An 18,508-nucleotide genomic window follows, 5' to 3' on the forward strand; every position below is an offset into this window, starting at 1 on the left:
CTTTATACCAGAACCCGCGCCCGCCGGCTTTCAACCGTGCGGGGGGCGATTGCCGCTACACCAGCAGCGCGCTGCTCATGGATTTGGCGTCCTCGTTCGACTCGAGCAGGATGTCGTCGATCGCGCGGTTGCCCTTCAGGTAGGCGTCGACGGCCGCCGTCCGGCCCAGCACGGCGTCGTCGCACCAGACCAGCGGTGCGCGCTGGGGCGCCAGGCGCTTGGCCAGCAACAAGGTGTCGCGCAAGCCGCCGGGCGGAATCGAGATGGCGCCGCCGCGCAGCGAGGCGATGGCCGCCGCCACCGGCTCCGGCACTTGTAATTTCGCCAGCAATTCGCGCGACAGGATTTCGTGGACGGCGCCCATGCGTTCATCCGGGTCGTCCAACAGCCCCGGCATCTCGTCGGCGCGCGCCAACAGATAAAAGCCCGCCACTTCATGCATGATGCCGGCAAACATGGCGGTATCGGGATCGGCATGGGTCAGTTCGCGGCCCAGCACATGGCTCAGCGCCGCCACCGAGGCGCAATGGCGCCACAGTTGTTCCGCCTTGGCGCGCAATTGCGGGTCGCGGATGCGCGCGCCGAACTGGCGCACCACCATGGCCGACGCCAGCGAATACAAGTTGCGGTAACCCACCCGCATCACGGCGGCGCGGGCGCTGGTCACCTGCGGCCCGCCATTGCGGGTAAACACGGCGGAATTGGCCAGCGCCACCGAGCGGGCGGCCAGCACGGGTTCGGCCAGCACTTTGCGGATGGCGTCTTCGACATGGCAATCGGGGTCCGCCAGCGCCTGCTGCAACTGGAGTGCCGCATTGACGCTGGTAGGAAATGCCAGCCGGCCAGTGCGCGCTTCGGCAACGACCTGCGCGTAATCTTTGAGTTTTTCCATCCTCAAATTATAGCGTGCGGTATCGCCGGGGACCGGTACGGCTGTGACGAAATGTTACATTAGGCCATCTATTGTTGCCTGGTAGCTTCACTCTTTATATCCGGAGGTTCAGTAGGCGCCACGCCACTGGACCCCGATGATGCGCGGTTCGCTGACCACGCCCGTCATGTTATTAAAATCAATGGCGTTCACCGCCACCACGCGGTTGGCCAGGTTGCGCACGAAAAAGGCGGCTTCCTGCCTGCCCTGGCCAAAGCGGTAGCCCAGCCGCAGCCCGGTTTCCAGCAGCGGCTTGGCGCGGTATTCCTTCGCTTCGTACAAAAAGAAGTTGTAGCGGCCCCGGTACGTCAAGTCCCCCGCCAGGTAAGCTTCGCCGGCCGCCACCGGCATCGCATAGCGCACGCTGCCATTGGCCAGCCAGCGCGGCGCGCGCGGCAGCGGATTGCCCGCCACCGAGACCGAGGTGGCGCCGGGGCCGCCCTTCGGGTCCAGTACCGTGCAGCCATTACCGCATGGCAGCACGAACAGGCCGGGATCGCGGATTGCCGTGGCGGTATAGCTGGCGCCCGCGCTGGCCAGCCAGGCATCGCCGGGGCGCCATTGCAACTCGGCTTCGGCACCCTGCCCCGTTACGCGCGCGGCGTTGACCAGGCGGTTCTGGTTGACGGTGCCGCTGCCGGCGGTCAACTGCATATCGCGCACCCGGTAGCCGAACAAGCCGAACGAGGCGCGGGCGCGCCGCTGCAGCCATTCGTGGCGCACGCCGCCCTCCCATGACAGCGCGCGTTCCGCGTTGGCCACCGAGATGGTATTGCCAAACAGGATACGGCCCTGGATGCTGGGCGCGCGGTAACCGGTCGCCACCCGCGCATACAGCCGGGTGGCTGGCGTCACCCTCCACAACGCGCTGGTATCCCAGCTCAGGTTGGTGGAATGCGGATGCGCCGTCAAACCCGCGATGACGGCGCCGCCCGGCGCCGGTTGCGGCCGCGCGGCAATGAAATCCTTGTCGTCGCTGGTGTGGCGCAGGCCCGCGCGCACGTTCAGGCTGGATACGGGCTGCCAGCCCAGCGAGCCGAACGCGGCCCACGAACGGCTGTGCTGGCGCTGGTAGGCATAGGCGTTTTGCCGGTTGCCCGCCAAGGTATCGAAATTAAAACTGTCGACTGTGATCTTTTCATTGAAGTAATACAGGCCGGCCAGCCAGGACCACGGTCCCGGCGTGGCCGATTCCAGCCGCACTTCCTGCGTCAGTTGCCGGTGTTGCGGCAAACCATCAGCCGTCTCCGCCGTAAAGGGGATCGTGCCGGGTCCCATCGGCGGCGATGACGCGGCGCCATAGCCGCCATCGACGTCGCCCCGGCTGTAAAAACGCGCCGCTTCAACACCGCTGACCGCGTGCAGCGCCATGCCCGGCAACGCCCAGCGCAGCCGCAGGCTGGCGCCCCGGGTATGCAGCCACTGGCGGTTGATGCCGTCGGTCGGCAGCGACGCATAATCAAAGCCGGGCACCAGGTCATTGCTGCCGCGCGCAATGATATTGGCGCGGAACACCGTCGCGCGGCCGGCCATGCGGCGGCCATGCACATTGAATAGCGCGCTGAAATCCGCCCCGGGTTTCAGCAGCAATTGCAGCCGCGCCGCATTGTCGTGGTAGCCCTCGAACGCCGAAGTGGCCGGCGCCGGGCGCGGATTGAACACGCGGTGGTCGCGGTGCTGCCCCTGCAACGAGGCGCGCAGCGCCACCGTGTCGCTGAACGGCACGTTGACGGCCCCTTCGGCATTGACGATCCCGAAATTGCCGGCGCCCACCGCCGCATAACCTTCCTGCGCAAACACTGGCGCTTTCGACGCGAATTTCACCACGCCACCCGGCGCGTTACGGCCAAACAAGGTGCCTTGCGGGCCGCGCAGCACTTCGGCCTGATCCACATCGAACAGGGGGAAGCCTTTTAACAGCGGGCTTTCCTGCACCACGTCATCAAATACCACCGACACCGGTTGCGCGGCATTCATGTCGAAATCCGTATTGCCCAAGCCCCGTAGGTAAAAGCGGGGAAAGGAGCGGCCGAAATCCGACTCCACGTGCAGGCTGGGCGTGCGCGCCGCCAGCATGCGGATGTCGCGGCCGCTGGCGGTCAGCCAGTCCAGGCCCTCGTCTTTCAGCGCCGACACCGACATCGGCACGTCGGCCAGGTTTTCCGCGCGGCGCTGGGCGGTCACGATCACGGTCTCCAGCGGCGGCGCCTGGGCGGCGGCGTCCGCCATGGCAGTGAGCGCTATGACGGCAAGGGGCGGGCTGACCTGGAAACGCATGGCGAACTCCACAGTGGACCAACTAAAACGATCCTAGCAGAAACAATTGCCATGCTGGCCATACCACCAATGTCCAATGGGCACGATATTTCACCCATGCTATATTTCTCCTATGAGAGTATCCCTTACCGCCCTGCTCGCGCTGTTCCTCAGCTGTTGCGCAATTGCACGGGCGGAGGTGGTGAACGTGTATACCAGCGCCAATTTTGCGCCGCTGGTGATCAGCAACACGCGGGGCGTTTACTTTGACCTGGTCGATCACCTGAACCAGCAGCGCCTGGGCAACCTGACCTTCAAGCTGACGTACCTGCCCCGCAAGCGGCTGCAATTGAAACTCGAAGAAGGCAGCATGGACGGCATCGTGATCGGCATGATGCCGCAATGGTTTGACGATGCGGCGCAGCAAAAATACCTGTGGACCGTGCCGTTCGCCATCGACCGCTTCGTGCTGGTCTCGCGCATCGGCTACGGCTTCAACCCGGACGTAAAAGGGTCGATGGCGGGCCGCAGCATCGGGCTGGTGCTGGGCTACGTCTACCCGGGCATCGATGAGTGGATTGCGCGCCACGGCCTGGTGCGCAACGACGCCCTCAGTGAAGACATCAACCTGGAAAAACTGCGGCTGGGCCGCGTCGATTGCGTGGCCGTGGCGGAATCGGTGGCGCGCTATTACCTGAAAACCCATGCGTTGACGGACAAATTCCAGCTGACCGACTTGCCGGGCCAGCAGACCGAACGCCGTTTCCTGGTGCCCCACACGAAAGCCGCCGTGTACGACAAGCTGGCGCCCGTCATCCGCAAGCTCAAGGATGACCCGGTGTGGCTGCGCAGCGCGGGAAAATACCAGTAAGATTCACCTGAAGTTCCGCGACCCTTAGGGCATAAACCAAGGCAGTCGATTGCCTACCCGCTTCTGGTAGCGCCAATATGTAACCTCTGACCGCGGTACTTCGAGCACCATATTCTCAATATCCCGAATAATAAAAGTATCGTTTGTCTTAAGAATCAGGAAAATCACTTCCACAGATTCTAAGCGTTTCTGCAACGCTGGATTTTTTGTCTCTAGAACAATAGGAATGTCGCCCCCATACCCTACCTTGCGCAGAAAATTTGCATACTCTGTTGGCTGCAACATAAGGAATATAGCACCAATGAAATAAGAAATTACTATCCCAGCTGCGGAAAACCAAATCGTCGGCGGTATCAATATAGCAGAAAATATTATTAAGAAATACGGAATAGTAAGTAATTGCCCCCATTTTTCCCCTGTCATATCTTGCCAAATGATCTCGGATTTCGAAAAATTAAACATCGCAATCATAATACCTGCCATTACCAAACTTCCGGCCAGCACGATAATCCAGCGCCTCATAAGGGACAGTTTTCGAGGGTCAATTTTTACAATCTCCCTGTTTATAAGAGCCTCCTCCCCAAACCACAATCGCAATTGATTCTTTATTTTTTCACTCCATTTAATAGGCAGGAGAAAAAATCGAAGAACAGCATAGGTCGCAATAAATATAACAGAACCAAACATTAGCAGAAAAATACTCCCCATTGTAACCATTGCACTTAAATAAGGTACACCTTCAAATGGAACGCGCACACCATGTTTAAATGCATATGTGTAGGTTGCATATTCGCTTATCACTCCTAAAGCATGGGCGCCTAATAGCGTGGCAACTGCAGGCAATATCAACTTAATCGGAAAGCTCCACAGACTTAGTCCCTTCAACCTACCTATCCAAATGTCCATTCCAACCTTTATTTCAATGAATTCGAATTACCGAATGCGACAGCTCAGACCTATCTAATTACAGGAAAATACATCGCTCCCGCATGCGTCCCTGGAGGCACGCCACGACACCTCATACCAGCAACCCATTAAAAGTCTTAAACAGTTTTTCCGCCCTATCCAACGTGGCGGTGATCGCGGGCGAGTCCGCGTCAAGAGCCGACGGATTTTCCAACAACCACCGGGATGGGGCGAAGTGATCGAAGTTCGCGACCTCCTGTGGCATAAGTTTGAATAACGCCTCCGCTTTCTTTACGATTCGCGGCGTGGGAGCCGCAGCGATCAACGCATCTTTGCCAACCACTTTTGCCGCCGGGGGTTTATATGCGCCGTTGAGGAGCTCGACGAACAATTCGACGTCAAAAAGATCTTCAACGTCCGCCTCCATCTGGTTCGTGAAATCCGCGCAAGTATAGAAATGCCCTGCCCTTAAGATCTCCGCCTTCTTGAGATTTTCGATTTTGGTCCTATCTCCGTTGGCGATATCCGAGAGGACCGCAACGTTGATGTTGTTACTGCCGAAGAGCCGAACGAACGGCGCGATTTTATCGATTCCGCCGGATGGGCAAAGCGTCCATTTTCCGCTCAAGCCTTCCCGTCCGCGCTTGAGTAGCGCCTGAGACAACACCCGCAGGTAAAGGATGTCCGACGGCCCCTCCACGAGCAGCGTGTTGGCGCCGATGAACAACGATTGCGTGACCTCGTAGCCCAACGCACCTTGCAGCGGGAACAACGTGTCGTCGCCCACCTCCAGCACGTCGGAACGAACCTTGGTTCCCTTCACCTCAGGGCGTTTGCTTGGACGCTCAATCACGACATCCTCAACGATGCGGACATCAGCCAGCCGATCCATCGGCACCATGAAAGGCGAATGGGTTGTAAAGATGACTTGGTGGTCGGGCAACAAGCGTTCGACGATGTATCGCAGCAAGTCCCCTTGCGCTTTGCCGTGAAGCGTCAAACCTGGCTCATCCAGCAGAATGATGGCGTTGCCGTTGTTCTTCTTGAGTTGCTTAAACTGAGCCAGGAAGGAAAAGAACCACACAAAGCCCGCGCTGCGCTCGGAAAGGGGCAAGGTGGCCTTGTGGTTCGTGTTCTTGATGCGGATATCGGCGACCAAGCCCGCGTTAAACGGCGGCTTGTCAGCGGCCTTGGCGTTGTCGATTTCAATAACCACTTCAAGAGCGTTGTTCTGACTCCAAAACTGGAAAATCTCGTCGGTGATCTCGTTGCTGGCGGCCTCGCAATTCGCCTTCAACGCCTCGCGGCGATCAGCTTGAAGCAGCCCCTCCAAGGTGGTTCCAGCGTATTCCAGGAAATCCAAGAATATCTTGTCGCCCACCGAGACCGTATTTTGCTGCTTATCCTGCTGAAGCTTTGGGATCGAGACCATGCCCGACATCCGCTCGAAGTGCGAGGTGAAAAAGAATTTTGGCTGTCGCGCCGAAAGAATGTCGATCACGCCAAGCTCAAAATCCGACTCGCGCGATTTTCTAATCTCCTGCAACAGAGCCTCTTGCTTGAGCGAGCGCTCAGCCAAGGATGAAAGCGCCTTATCGGCAGAGGGGCCGTTATGAACCCCGTGCAGAACGTTCCGCTCCGTGGCGTCCAGAGAATGCTTGCTCACCAAATGCTCCAGGCATTTCGCGTGATCAATCTTAACGATCCATTCCGGCAGATTCTCCTCGTATCGAAAGCCAAAATGAGTTTGGATCGTGTCGCCCACGAGGACGCCATCGCCAAAGCGCTTCGCCACCGCCGCCTTGTCCGCGTCGCCAAGCCGCCACCAAGCGCGGATCACCTCCGCCGAGCCGTCCTCATGGCGGTCCTCAAACCTCGTCGCGAATCGGCGCGGGTAGTCTATGGTCTCATCGAATTCAAAAGGCTGCGATGGGCGCAGCCCTCTTATCGCGCTGAGCAACGCCGTCTTTCCGGCTTCGTTCTTTCCGACAAGACAGGTGAGATCGCCGATCTCGAACTCCCCGCTGTCCTCCACCGACCGATAATTTTGCGCCCGAACACGAATCAATTTCATCTCTTCCCAGCCCTTTGCGAAAACGAATTGGCCCGTGGCCAGTCAATTGCAAATCGATACCTTTAGCCGACGCTCAACAACTATTGATGAATATCAATTTCGTAATCTACCATTAGTAAACATAAGTAAGCAAACCATGAGCCGGGCAAAAAAACGGCAACGCGAGGAGCCAAGCCCCAACGTGAAACTCCAAGCTGTCGCCGATTACAATGAAGAAAACAGAGGGGAACCGCGATGCCAGAAACAGGCCAATTACCAACTTCCAGCGACGCCCAAAATATTGGAGCGAGGGCTGACAAATGCTTCGGCGCGCGCATACCTGAAACTTGGCGTCACAAAAGCGTGGAAGGCCCTGACGATTTCGGCATCGACTATCAAGTGCAAGCGCTGGTGAACAATGAAGCCAGCGATGTGTTTCGCGTGCAGTTGAAAGGCACAACGGTTCCCGCGCTAAACGCGGAGGGAACTCATTTTTCAATCCAGCTAAAAGCATCCACCATCCGCTACTACAGGCGGTTCACGGAGCCGATCCTTCTGGTGCTCTGCGATTTAAGCGTGAGCGAAAAGGCGATCGATTGCCCTCTTTACTATGCATGGATTCCTGACGAGCTGCGACGGATCAACGCTCACGACCTCGCCGATGAGCAGCGCTTCGTCACCCTGCATGTCCTCAAATCCAATGAGCTGAATGGAGACACCGAGCTATCCGCCGATCTGGCGCAGTTCAAGGCGCTCGCGGACATCGGCGTGGCCCTAGATATGACGTTCGAAAAGCGCTCTCCTGCGATGGACGCCAACGCTCGCGTGGCTTTGCTCGAAAAGATTCCGAATGGGTTCGGTGCGCGAGGGCTGTCCCTCATGGAGTCCCTCGCCGAGGACCCAACCACGGTGTGGCCCAACCGCCCCAAAGACTCAATGGCTTGGCTGCTGCATGAGGCTGATCGATATTTAAACGCCGGAGAGTCTGCGAAAGCGGAAGAGGCGCTGACGTCGGCCTTGGAACTGTTGACAGAATCCGTGTCGCTTGAGCAGGCCGATTATTGGCACCTCAAAGGCCGCCTTCTCCTGTTGCGGCTGGAGCAAGAGGAAGCCTGCAAAGCTTTTGCGAAAGCGATGGAGACTGAGCCTGATGTTCCGAAGTATGCTGCGGCGTGGGCGGAAACACGCATGGTGATTGATTTCAGCATCGACGGCCCCAACGATTTCGCCGAAGTTTACGCGGCCCTCACATCGTCGGCCCCGGCGATCCTCGCCATTAAAGCGCGACTGTTGGCCGCCGAGCGCCGCTACTCGGAGGCCGACGAAATTCTGGAGTCATTCTCGGGCTCGGAGCAACTATCGACCAAGGCCATCATCCTCACCATGCGCTGCGATTCTCCGAAAGCTCTTGAAACTTGCGATCAGGGCTTGGCGCTGAGCGGCCTCAACGACTCGACTAGGCTGCTGTTTACGACCCTCAAAGCAAGAGCTCAGTTCAACTTGGCCCTCGACATCACCCCTAGCCCAGGCAGCGGCTTGGCCCTTATTCCACTCACTGGGAAGCCGGGCATGAACCTCGCCATGTTGCGCGACGCCTGGGAGGGCATGAAGAGCGCGATGAATGGACTTCGATCGGCAGGCTGGCCGGCGAATATCGAGTTTGTGGCGGACATGCTGCGCGCAACGGCGTCTATCTTGGACAAGGAAAGCGAAGCTTTGTCGATGCTCGCGGAAGCCGCCGAGCAGCGACCGACGCTGCCAACGCTCCAAGCGGCGGTGGAGGCGCTCGCGGCCCACACCGACGACGTTGCGTTGGCCTTGAAGGCCAACGAGCGTCAGCGACCATCCCCGATGAGGACGCTCCACAAGATCGCATTGCTGCACACGGCCAAAAGGGACGCCGAATGCGTGGCCCTGTTTGAAGAGAGCCTCCCAACCTTCGATCAAAAGAGCCCTGCGTTTGGCGAGACGCTCCTCGCCGCCATCTCGTCGGCTGATCGGCTGGTCAGAACCGACCTGACAAAAACTTGGCTCGCGCTGCTCGCCAGCATGCCCGAGCTGGCGCCTCAAAAAGCGCTATGGGATTTCCACTCGGCCGTCTCTAAGAACGAAGCTAAGCGCCCGCAGGCCATTGACGCGTTGTTTAAGAGCTTCGAAGCTCAGACAAGGCCATTGGCCATCGCGGCGCCGTTGTTCCAAGCTCTTCGGCCGACGAACGCCGAAGACGCGGAGAAAATCATCCCCGTCGCCGAGGTCATAAGGAAGAACCAGCTCCTGGAATTGGATGGGATGCTGCACTTGGCGCAAGCTCTCACAACGCTCGAACGCTGGGACGATTTGTTGGCTTTTCTGGACGAAGCCGAAGGAAGGCATGGCGACGACAAAACGCTGGCGGCGGTCAAAGCGCTCGCGCTCGACCGGCTGGGCCGCACGGCGGAGGCAAGGGAGCTACTTTTGCCGATCGTGGAGCAAGGCGTCACAGACCATTTCATCCTCTACACGCAGATAGACATAGCCACGCGCTGCGGATTTATTGAAGAGGCCATTCGCGCGGCGGAGCAGCTTGTCTCCTCATCGATCGAGCCTGAAAAGAAAATCCGGCATTTGCGAATTCTGCATAACCTGATCCGCTCCAAAGCCCCGTCAGATCCAAGAGCCAGCAATGTCGCTTGGCGCATTGGGGAGATAGGCGATCAAAACGACGTAATGGACGAAGGCGCCTTTCTGGGCATGATGATCACGGCCGCAATACCCGATGACGAACCAGATCACAATGGCGCCGAGCTGCGGGATCGACTAAGCGCATACAACGCGAAATTCCCTGACTCGCCTATCCTGCGAGCCGCGACCTTCGAGGAGGACGCCTCGCCCGAGGAGATGCTCAACACCATCATGCGATTGATTGGCGACAGCCCGGAGGAGATTAAGGCCCGACAAGCAAGAGCGGACCTCATGAACAAAGGGAACACGCATATCCCCTACGCGTGGCGCCCAAGCAAATTTATCAGCGAAGCCCGCGATCTGCCTGAGCTGTGGGAAATGACCAAAAAGGCGGCGGGCGCGGATCAGAGGCTATTGCTGGGAATGGCCGGGGCCGACTGGACGGCGCTGCCATGGGAAGCCATGCGGGACCGAGTTCCCTTGATGGATCTCGCATCCCTCTTGGTGGCCCAGGATCTGGACATGCTCGAAATGATGTTCGCTCTTTTCCCCAAAATAGCGGTGTCGCAAGAAACCATGATAGAGCTCGGGCGGCTGGTCAATCCTCTGTCGGGCTCGCTTGCGCGGGATAAATGCGCTTCCCTTCAAAGCGCGCTACGGGACAAGCTGGATCGAGTCCTCCAGCCGCGGGCCAGCTCAACGGAGATCAACTCAAAAGATGGCGAGCTGAGAATCACCGAAGAAATGAAAGCTCTGTCCTGGGAGCGGCCCTATCTCCTATATTCAGATGACCTGTATATGCGCGTTCTCTGCGGGAAGGCGGACCCGACATTTCAAAGCGTCTGCGTCTTGGATATCCTCGCAACGCTTGAAAAACAAGGCAAGATCTCGACTGTGAACGTGGCCGAAAGAATTGGCAAGCTATGTCAGTGGGGAGTCGGCTTGGCCATTGAGCATAGGTGGCAACTCGCGGCCATTCCGCCTGATATCAACACCGCACGAGATGTAAGCGCCGGCGTGGAGATGTTCAAGGTGTCGCCCTGGCGCATGGCTATTTTCAACGGCATGTGGGACCGAGCCAACGCTTCTCATATGGAGCTTCAAAACCATGCTGGCTGTCTTTTAACCTCAATGTTGAGCGATGAAACCAGCTCGACGATATCTATAGCCTCGCTCATGGCCATTTGGCTAGCCAAAGCTATGAGGAGGCCGGGGGCTCCTCCGGATAGCCTGACAGCGCTTGGAGTTTTAGTCAGGTATGCTCTGCTTGCTCAGAACGACGTCACGGCCTCATTTTCAGCTCGCCTCTGGGAGGTTTATTTCCTTTTGGCGGCCCACGAAAAAGCAAAGCCATTGGATAGCGACGCGCTTCTAGACGCGGTGTCCTTGATCTCATTCATCGCGGCAAACAGCGATTTACATGCCGGCGACTTCACCAGCAAATCTCTTCGGACAGCGCTTGAACTAGGTCTGCTTAATCCCAGTCTCGAGCTCCAACTGTTCAGGACAGGATGCGATATCTGGCGCAAGGAGTTTGTCAGGAGAATGGGGCTCGACAAGCCCACGTTTGCCTACCTAGAGCGTGTCAGCGATGGGCCACACTACCGGCAAGCTTGGCTAACGCGATAGCCCGCCTCCGATTGAACCGCAGCGGCGTTATCAACGTGCCCATGATCGAGATACGTCGCTGCCAAACAATTATGAGTGCCAGTGTAAGAAATGCGAATTCCAAGCCGCTCGAACGAGAATTTGCTTCTCTGCCCTCTCCTTTCGACGCAAATGCAGCAACATAGACCACGACTTAACGCCGAAATAGATTGGGTATAGGCCTCGGAAGCTGTGCCCAATCCGCACACAATCTCGGCGCACCTCCGTGAAACAGGTAAAATGTCGCCCTTATAACTAGCCGGACGATGTCCGGCAGCCGCACTCAATGCGCCACCTGCGCCGCTTTGCCGAAACACACCACGATGACCACTGTTCCCGCCGAAATCAACGCCGCCGCCATCAAAGCCAGTCCGACCGAGAAGGTCACGCCAATGATGCAGCAATATTTACGCATCAAGGCCGACTATCCGACCATGCTGGTGTTCTACCGCATGGGCGACTTTTATGAACTGTTCCACGACGATGCGGAAAAAGCGTCGCGCGTGCTGGGCATTACGCTGACGGCGCGCGGGTCGCAAAACGGCCAGCCGATCAAGATGGCCGGCGTGCCGTTCCACTCGCTGGAAGGCTACCTGGCCAAGCTGGTGAAAATCGGTGAATCGTGCGCGATTTGCGAACAGATCGGCGACCCGGCCACCAGCAAGGGACCGGTCGAACGCAAGGTGGTGCGGGTGGTGACGCCGGGCACGCTGACCGATGCCGACCTGCTGCCGGAAAAAGCGGAGCGCCCGCTGCTGGCGATGTGCGTGATCAGCCAGCGCAAGGTGGCGACGGCGGGCCTGGCGTGGCTGTCGCTGGCCAGCGGCGCGCTGAAACTGATGGAATTTTCCGGTGATGCGCGCACCGTGTCCGTGCGGTTGCAGCAGGAACTGGAACGCATCGCCCCGGCGGAAATGCTGCGCGGCGATGACGCGGAACTGTTTGACGAAACCGGCGGCGGCGCACCAATGTGCCACGTCAACCGCGTGCCGGACTGGCACTTCGACGTGGTGTCCGGCCACAAGGCGCTGATGGAGCAGTTGGGCGTGTCGACCCTGACCGGCTTTGGCGCCGATGGCCTGGGCGCCGCGTTCGGCGCTTCCGGCGCGCTGCTGCGCTATGCGCAATCGACGCAGGGCAAAGGTTTACAGCACGTCAATTCCATCACGGTGGAAACCGAATCGGAATTCATCGGCCTCGATGCCGCCACGCGCCGCAACCTGGAATTGACGGAAACCATCCGCGGCCAGGAATCGCCGACCCTGTTCTCGCTGCTGGACCACTGCCGCACCGCGATGGGTTCGCGCCTGCTGCGCTACTGGCTGCACCACGCCAAGCGCGACCAGCGCGTGGCCCGCTCGCGCCACCAGGCGATTGCCTCGCTGTCGCAGGCCGACGTAACGGGATCGCTGTCGCACGTGCTGGCGCAGGTGCCGGATATCGAACGCATCACCACCCGCATCGCGCTGCTGTCGGCCCGTCCGCGCGACCTGGCCAGTCTGCGCGACGGCTTGCAGCAATTGCCGGCGCTGCGCCAGTTGGCCCAGCGCGCCGTGCAGCCGGACCTGGGACAGGATGGCGCCGCCCTGCTCGGCACGCTGGAAACCGCGCTGGCCACGCCGGAGCAGTGCCTTGATTTGCTGGTGCGCGCCGTGATGGCCGAGCCGGCTACGCTGGTGCGCGACGGCGGCGTGATTGCCCGTGGCTTCGATGCGGAACTCGATGAATTGCGCGGGCTGTCGGAAAACGCCGGCCAGTACCTGGTCGACCTGGAAACCCGTGAACGGGCCCGCACCGGCATCGCCAACCTGCGCGTCGAATACAACAAGGTGCATGGCTTCTATATCGAAGTCACCAACGGCCAGGCCGACAAGGTGCCCGATGATTACCGCCGCCGCCAGACCCTGAAAAACTGCGAACGCTACATCACGCCGGAATTGAAAGCGTTTGAAGATAAAGCCCTGTCCGCGCAAGACCGCGCGCTGGCCCGGGAAAAAATCCTGTACGACCAGTTGCTGGCCGACCTGGCGCCGTCGATCGGCACCTTGCAGGGCATTGCCCAGGCGCTGGCGCAGCTCGATGCGCTGACCGCGCTGACCGACCACGCGCTGCGCAACAACTGGTGCGCGCCGCAACTGGTGGCCGAGCCGTGCATCAATATCACCGAAGGCCGCCACCCGGTGGTGGAAGGCCAGATCGAGCGCTTCATCGCCAATGACTGCCGCTTCGTCAACGACCGCCGGTTGCTGCTGATCACCGGTCCGAACATGGGCGGTAAGTCGACTTACATGCGCCAGGTGGCATTGATTACCCTGCTGGCGTATGTCGGCAGCTACGTGCCCGCCACGGCTGCCACCATCGGCCCGATCGACCGCGTCTACACCCGTATTGGCGCCACCGACGACCTGGCCGGCGGCCGTTCGACCTTCATGGTGGAAATGACGGAAGCCGCCGCGATCCTGAACGGCGCAACCGAACACTCGCTGGTGCTGATGGATGAAATCGGCCGTGGCACCTCGACCTTTGACGGCCTGGCGCTGGCCTGGGCCATCGCGCGCCAGTTGATCGACGTGTCGCGCAGCTTCACCCTGTTCGCCACCCACTATTTCGAACTGACGCAACTGCCGGAAAGCCATCCGACCGCCGCCAACGTGCATTTGTCCGCTGTCGAACACAAGGATTCCATCGTGTTCCTGCACGCGGTGCAAAACGGCCCCGCTTCGCAAAGCTACGGTTTGCAGGTGGCGCAGCTGGCCGGCGTGCCGCAAGCCGTCATCAAGGCGGCCCGCAAGCACCTGGCGCGCCTGGAAGCGCAGGCGCTCGACGCCCAGCCGCAGCTCGACCTGTTTGCCGCGCCGGTGGCGGACGCCAATGACGACGAGGCGCCGCAGGCGGTAGCCGCCGCATCTCCGGCCGATGATCCGGCGCTGCGCGAGCTGCTGTCGGCGCTGGACGACCTCGACCCGGATGCATTGACGCCGCGCGAAGCGCTGGAGCGCCTGTACCAGTTGAAGAAACTGGCGGAACCGGCGCTGGCATGAGGCAGCGCGGCGCGCAGCCCGCGACACGCGCCTGGCCGGACATCCGGCCCGGCAGCCTGCCCCAGTTTGCCCGTCGCGTCCGCGCGCTGTGGCGCGCACTGGCCACGGCGCCGGCCGCCGCCGGCCCCCACGCCACCACCGGCATGGCTGGCGCTGCCACGGCCACAACCGCCACCGCCCCTGCCACCACTGGCATCACTGCCACCACTGGCATCACTGCCATCACTGCCATCACTGCCGCTGCGACGGCCGCCATGGTGCTGTTCCTTGCGGCGCCATGCGCCGCCGCGATCCCCGCCGAAGGCGGCGGCGCGCCGGCCCAGCCGGCGCGCCCGTTCCACTTCAGCACGCTCGGCCACCCGTTCCGCGCCGCCACCGATGAAAACCTGCTGCGGCGGGCGATTACCGAAGCCAATCAGGACAAGCCCGCCTTCATTGTCGCCACCGGCATCAAGGCGCCGGCCGAGGCGTGCAGCGACCGGCTGTATGCGCAGCGGCGCGACATCCTCGACGGCAGTCCGCGCCCACTGGTCTTGCTGCCGGCCGGCAGCGACTGGGCCGGCTGCCGCAATTCCGCGGGCCGCTCGAACGCCATCGAACGCCTGAACCGGCTGCGTGAAGTGTTTTATCCCGACAGCCAGTCGCTGGGCGTGCGCCGCCTGGCGCTGACCCGGCTGTCGGCCAACGTGAAATTCCGCAGCTACGCGGAAAACGCGTACTGGGAACAGGGCGGCATCCTGTTTGCCACGCTCAACATCCCGGACAACAACAACCACTACCTGCCCGAAGCGGGCCGCAACAGCGAATATGAAGACCGCCTGGTGGCCAACCGCGCGTGGCTGCACCGCCTGTTCCTGATGGCGCAGCGGCGCAATATGGAAGGCATCGTGCTGTTTACCGACGGCGACATCAAGGCGCACGTGGAAGAAGGCTTTTCGCTGCTGTCCGGCTTCTCGGCCAAACAGGATGGCTACGCGCCCGTGCGCAAGCAGGTGCGGACGTTTGCTGAGAAATACAAAGGGAAGGTACTGCTGGTGGACAGCCAGGGGGAGGCGAAAGTCACGCCGGCAATCACATGGCGCGGCAATCTCGGGCGGCTGGGGGTGGCGGGCGAATGGGAAACCGTGCGCATCGTGCCTGGCACGGCCTCCCTGTTCAGTCTCAAGGAATCAGACGCGCCCTAATTAATGGATCGGGTGCGAGCGGAAGTGATCGCCGTCTTCGTCACCGTCTTCATCTTCGTCATGGTGATGGCCATGGGCGCCGTGCACGTGTTCGTGGGCGATTTCCTCATCGGTGGCGGCACGCACTTCCACCACCGTCAGTTCGAAGCGCAGGGCCATGCCGGCCAGCGGGTGGTTACCGTCCAGTACCACCTTGTCATCGGCGATATCGGTCACCGTGAAAATCATGGCTTCTTCGCCATCGTCGCCTTCCGGCATGCCTTCGAATTGCATGCCCACTTCCAGCGGCTCCGGCAGGCGGTTGCGCGGTTCAACCTTCACCAGCGACGAATCGTATTCGCCGAACGCGTCTTCCGGTTCGATCTGGATGGTCGAGGCATAGCCGACTTCCTTGCCGTCCAGCTCTTCTTCGATTTTCGGCAGCGTATTTTCATAGCCACCGTGCAGGTAAACCATAGGCTGGCGACCGTCTTCGATCAGGTTATTTTGTGCGTCGGACAGTTTGTAGTTCACGGTCACAACGGTATTTTTGGCGATCTTCATTATGGCTTCCTTTCTGATATAAGCACCCCGGATTATACCTTGTCCGACAATTGCGGCCGGATCGGGGGCTATAATGTCGCATGAAAAAATTGACCCTTCTAGGCGACATCACGCCTGCGCAATTCCTGCGCGACTACTGGCATAAAAAACCCCTGCTGATCCGCCAGGCCGTGCCCGGCTTCAAGCCGCTGCTGTCCTTCGACAAGCTGGCCGAACTGGCCACCAAGAATTACGTCGAATCGCGCCTCGTGACCCATACCGACGGCGACTGGAACATGCAGCATGGCCCGCTGGAATCCCTGCCGCCCCGTGAGCAAAAGGAGTGGACCATGCTGGTCCAGGGCGTCAACCTGCAAGACGCCAAAGCCGATGCGCTGCTGCGCGAATTCCGCTTCATTCCGGACGCCCGCCTCGATGACTTGATGGTGAGTTTCGCCACCGATGGCGGCGGCGTCGGCCCGCACTTTGACTCTTACGACGTCTTCCTGCTGCAAGCGCAGGGCCAGCGCCGCTGGCGCATCAGCGCGCAAAAAGACTTGAGCCTGATCGAAGGCTTGCCGCTGAAGATCCTCAGCCACTTCGAAGCCGAAGAAGAATTCGTGCTCGAGCCGGGTGACATGCTGTACCTGCCCCCCCACTACGCCCACGACGGCGTGGCCATTGGCGATTGCCAGACTTACTCGATCGGCTTCCGTTCGCCGTCGTACCAGGAACTGGGCGAGAATTTCCTGCAATTCATGGCCGATTCGATTGATTTGCCAGGCCGTTATGCGGATCCGGAGTTGCAGGCGTCGGCCAAGCCGGCGGAAATCCCGAAGCACATGCTCGACACCATCGCCGAAGAATTGAATAAAGTGCGCTTCACGGCCGATGACATCACGATCTTCCTGGGCGAGTATTTATCCGAGCCGAAGCACAATGTGTTCTTCACGCCGCTGGAAAAACCGCTGACATTAGAACGATTCCTCCAATCAGCAGCGAAGAAGGGCCTGACGTTGTCGCCGAAGACACAAATGCTGTATCGCGGCAGCAATATCTTCATCAATGGCGAATCGTTCGCCATTGGCCGCGCCGACAAGGCCACCCTGCTGGCGCTGGCCAACGACCGCCGCCTGGAGGGCGCGGCGCTGGCCGATGCGTCGGACGACGTGATCGATGCGCTGTACGCGTGGTATGGCGACGGCTGGCTGGAGTTGAAATCCTGAGGATGCCCGGCCTGAAGGCCCGGCCCCTTGGCTTGACTTGATCAAGGAGAGCACCATGGAAATGCAGTCAACCAGCATTGAAAAACGCGTGATCTCCTTCGATACACGCGCCGTCTTTCAAGAACAGCTGCGCCAGTGCATTTCCAGTGCGCAATTACAGCTGCGCCTGTTCGATCCGGACTTTTCGCTGTGGGAGCTGGGCAGTTCGCAGATGGATGCGCTGTTAAGGCACTTTTTATCGCACCATGGCAAACTCGAACTGGTGGCCCACAGTAATGCCGTACTGGAACACCACGCGCCCCGTTTCCTGCGCCTGCTGGCCGATTACAGCCATGCGATTGAATGCCGCCTGACGGCGCCATCACTGAAGCAGCTGACCGATTCGTTTTGCGTGGCGGACCAGCGCCACATCGTGCGGCGCTTCCATTCCGACCACTTGCGGGGGCAAGCAGTATACGACTCCGAGCCGGATACGCAAGTCCCCCTGGAACGGTTTGCGGCGATATGGGCTGAGACCATACCCGGTTTGCATGCGGGAACTACTGGACTCTGAGCCTTATCGATGTAGAATGCTGGCTGTTCGACAGTATGCCGTTAATACCCGGCGTTGCAGGCAATTGGCTGAAGTAACAACTTATTGCGTTACTGCAAAATAGTTGTGAAATCGGCTTTTTTTGCTATTGCGATGCACCAAAAATCGCTATAATATTGGGTTAGGAAGTTTTTGTTGTCTGTCATGCACCTTGTGGTACGAAGGCTTACGAAGACACCCTAATGAGCGATAATTACCGGTAATTATTCATCGCAACATTGTTGTTTATTTTTGAATTAATTAAGGAAAATCATGAAAAAATCCCTGCTGATCGCCTCCCTGCTGGCCGTTGCTCTGGCTGCTTGCTCGAAAAAAGAAGAAGCTCCTGCACCAGCTCCAGTAGCAACCCCAGCCGCTGAAGCCCCAGCAGCTGCTCCAGCTCCTGCCGCTGCTCCAGCCGCTGACGCTGCTGCTGCTGCCGCTACCGCTGCTTCCGACGCTGCTGCTGCTGCTTCGGCTGCTGCTTCGGCTGCATCCGCTGCCGCTTCGGCCGCTGCTGCTGCTGCTCCAGCTGCTTCGAAGTAATCTTCGACAGCTTGAAAAAACCGGCCTGCGGGCCGGTTTTTTTACGCCCATAGCTTTAGTCACATAGCGAATATCTATACGCCCGTCACCGCA

General features: G+C 59.7%; 12 protein-coding genes. 7 read left to right on the plus strand and 5 right to left on the minus strand.

Annotation, left to right across the window (positions count from 1 at the left end; translation table 11 throughout):
- Positions 1 to 55: 55 nt before the first annotated feature.
- Together AC1RRC_RS23295 and AC1RRC_RS23300 are read right to left on the minus strand one after the other, a co-directional pair.
- The gene (locus tag AC1RRC_RS23295; protein WP_493057914.1) at positions 56 to 892 is read right to left on the minus strand and encodes an HDOD domain-containing protein; all 837 of its coding nucleotides are present in this window, start codon (positions 890 to 892) and stop codon (positions 56 to 58) included.
- Positions 893 to 1,000: 108 nt separating this feature from the next.
- Positions 1,001 to 3,208 (minus strand): TonB-dependent receptor, encoded by a 2,208-nt coding sequence (locus AC1RRC_RS23300; protein ID WP_493057915.1) that lies wholly within the window; start codon positions 3,206 to 3,208, stop codon positions 1,001 to 1,003.
- Between the two features lie 112 nt (positions 3,209 to 3,320).
- On the opposite strand from AC1RRC_RS23300, the gene AC1RRC_RS23305 reads away from it, so the two are divergent.
- The gene (locus AC1RRC_RS23305) at positions 3,321 to 4,058 is read left to right on the plus strand and encodes a substrate-binding periplasmic protein (protein ID WP_493057916.1); all 738 of its coding nucleotides are present in this window, start codon (positions 3,321 to 3,323) and stop codon (positions 4,056 to 4,058) included.
- A gap of 24 nt (positions 4,059 to 4,082) precedes the next feature.
- On the opposite strand, the gene AC1RRC_RS23310 is transcribed toward AC1RRC_RS23305, so the two are convergent.
- Both AC1RRC_RS23310 and AC1RRC_RS23315 read right to left on the minus strand, forming a co-directional pair.
- Positions 4,083 to 4,964, minus strand: a complete 882-nt coding sequence (locus AC1RRC_RS23310; protein WP_493057917.1) for a hypothetical protein — start codon at positions 4,962 to 4,964, stop codon at positions 4,083 to 4,085.
- Between the two features lie 112 nt (positions 4,965 to 5,076).
- On the minus strand, positions 5,077 to 7,038 hold the full coding sequence (locus AC1RRC_RS23315) for an AAA family ATPase (RefSeq protein WP_493057918.1): 1,962 nt from the start codon (positions 7,036 to 7,038) through the stop codon (positions 5,077 to 5,079).
- Positions 7,039 to 7,272: 234 nt separating this feature from the next.
- On the opposite strand from AC1RRC_RS23315, the gene AC1RRC_RS23320 reads away from it, so the two are divergent.
- The 3 genes from AC1RRC_RS23320 to AC1RRC_RS23330 all read left to right on the plus strand — a co-directional run bounded on the left by AC1RRC_RS23320 (position 7,273) and on the right by AC1RRC_RS23330 (position 15,550).
- The gene (locus AC1RRC_RS23320) at positions 7,273 to 11,307 is read left to right on the plus strand and encodes a DUF4365 domain-containing protein (protein WP_493057919.1); all 4,035 of its coding nucleotides are present in this window, start codon (positions 7,273 to 7,275) and stop codon (positions 11,305 to 11,307) included.
- Between the two features lie 341 nt (positions 11,308 to 11,648).
- Positions 11,649 to 14,366: a DNA mismatch repair protein MutS gene (mutS, locus tag AC1RRC_RS23325; RefSeq protein ID WP_493057920.1), complete on the plus strand. Its 2,718-nt coding sequence runs from the start codon at positions 11,649 to 11,651 to the stop codon at positions 14,364 to 14,366.
- The gene (locus AC1RRC_RS23330) at positions 14,363 to 15,550 is read left to right on the plus strand and encodes a hypothetical protein (protein WP_493057921.1); all 1,188 of its coding nucleotides are present in this window, start codon (positions 14,363 to 14,365) and stop codon (positions 15,548 to 15,550) included. The genes mutS and AC1RRC_RS23330 overlap by 4 nt, the downstream gene beginning before the upstream one ends.
- Here the strand turns inward: AC1RRC_RS23330 and AC1RRC_RS23335 are convergent, their stop codons facing one another.
- Positions 15,551 to 16,093 carry an FKBP-type peptidyl-prolyl cis-trans isomerase gene (locus AC1RRC_RS23335; protein ID WP_493057922.1) on the minus strand — a complete coding sequence of 181 codons (543 nt, stop codon included), beginning with the start codon at positions 16,091 to 16,093 and terminating at the stop codon, positions 15,551 to 15,553.
- Positions 16,094 to 16,173: 80 nt separating this feature from the next.
- Between AC1RRC_RS23335 and AC1RRC_RS23340 the strand changes: the two genes are divergently transcribed.
- The 3 genes from AC1RRC_RS23340 to AC1RRC_RS23350 all read left to right on the plus strand — a co-directional run bounded on the left by AC1RRC_RS23340 (position 16,174) and on the right by AC1RRC_RS23350 (position 18,415).
- The gene (locus tag AC1RRC_RS23340) at positions 16,174 to 17,298 is read left to right on the plus strand and encodes a JmjC domain-containing protein (RefSeq protein ID WP_493057923.1); all 1,125 of its coding nucleotides are present in this window, start codon (positions 16,174 to 16,176) and stop codon (positions 17,296 to 17,298) included.
- A gap of 166 nt (positions 17,299 to 17,464) precedes the next feature.
- Entirely contained in the window at positions 17,465 to 17,851 is a 387-nt protein-coding gene (locus tag AC1RRC_RS23345; protein ID WP_493058021.1) for a DUF7931 domain-containing protein, read from the plus strand.
- Positions 17,852 to 18,142: 291 nt separating this feature from the next.
- Positions 18,143 to 18,415, plus strand: a complete 273-nt coding sequence (locus AC1RRC_RS23350) for a hypothetical protein (RefSeq protein WP_493057924.1) — start codon at positions 18,143 to 18,145, stop codon at positions 18,413 to 18,415.
- Positions 18,416 to 18,508: the final 93 nt, after the last annotated feature.

This window comes from Pseudoduganella sp. GW821-FHT12E03 (genome assembly GCF_058807115.1).

Excerpts from the sequence above, each read along its gene's own strand:
- AC1RRC_RS23340 (WP_493057923.1), top strand. The coding sequence starts at position 16,174 with ATGAAAAAATTGACCCTTCTAGGCGACATCACGCCTGCGCAATTCCTG.
- AC1RRC_RS23310 (WP_493057917.1), bottom strand. The coding sequence starts at position 4,964 with ATGGACATTTGGATAGGTAGGTTGAAGGGACTAAGTCTGTGGAGCTTT.
- AC1RRC_RS23350 (WP_493057924.1), top strand. The coding sequence starts at position 18,143 with ATGAAAAAATCCCTGCTGATCGCCTCCCTGCTGGCCGTTGCTCTGGCT.
- AC1RRC_RS23315 (WP_493057918.1), bottom strand. The coding sequence starts at position 7,038 with ATGAAATTGATTCGTGTTCGGGCGCAAAATTATCGGTCGGTGGAGGAC.
- AC1RRC_RS23300 (WP_493057915.1), bottom strand. The coding sequence starts at position 3,208 with ATGCGTTTCCAGGTCAGCCCGCCCCTTGCCGTCATAGCGCTCACTGCC.
- mutS (WP_493057920.1), top strand. The coding sequence starts at position 11,649 with ATGACCACTGTTCCCGCCGAAATCAACGCCGCCGCCATCAAAGCCAGT.
- AC1RRC_RS23305 (WP_493057916.1), top strand. The coding sequence starts at position 3,321 with ATGAGAGTATCCCTTACCGCCCTGCTCGCGCTGTTCCTCAGCTGTTGC.
- AC1RRC_RS23330 (WP_493057921.1), top strand. The coding sequence starts at position 14,363 with ATGAGGCAGCGCGGCGCGCAGCCCGCGACACGCGCCTGGCCGGACATC.
- AC1RRC_RS23335 (WP_493057922.1), bottom strand. The coding sequence starts at position 16,093 with ATGAAGATCGCCAAAAATACCGTTGTGACCGTGAACTACAAACTGTCC.
- AC1RRC_RS23295 (WP_493057914.1), bottom strand. The coding sequence starts at position 892 with ATGGAAAAACTCAAAGATTACGCGCAGGTCGTTGCCGAAGCGCGCACT.
- AC1RRC_RS23320 (WP_493057919.1), top strand. The coding sequence starts at position 7,273 with ATGCCAGAAACAGGCCAATTACCAACTTCCAGCGACGCCCAAAATATT.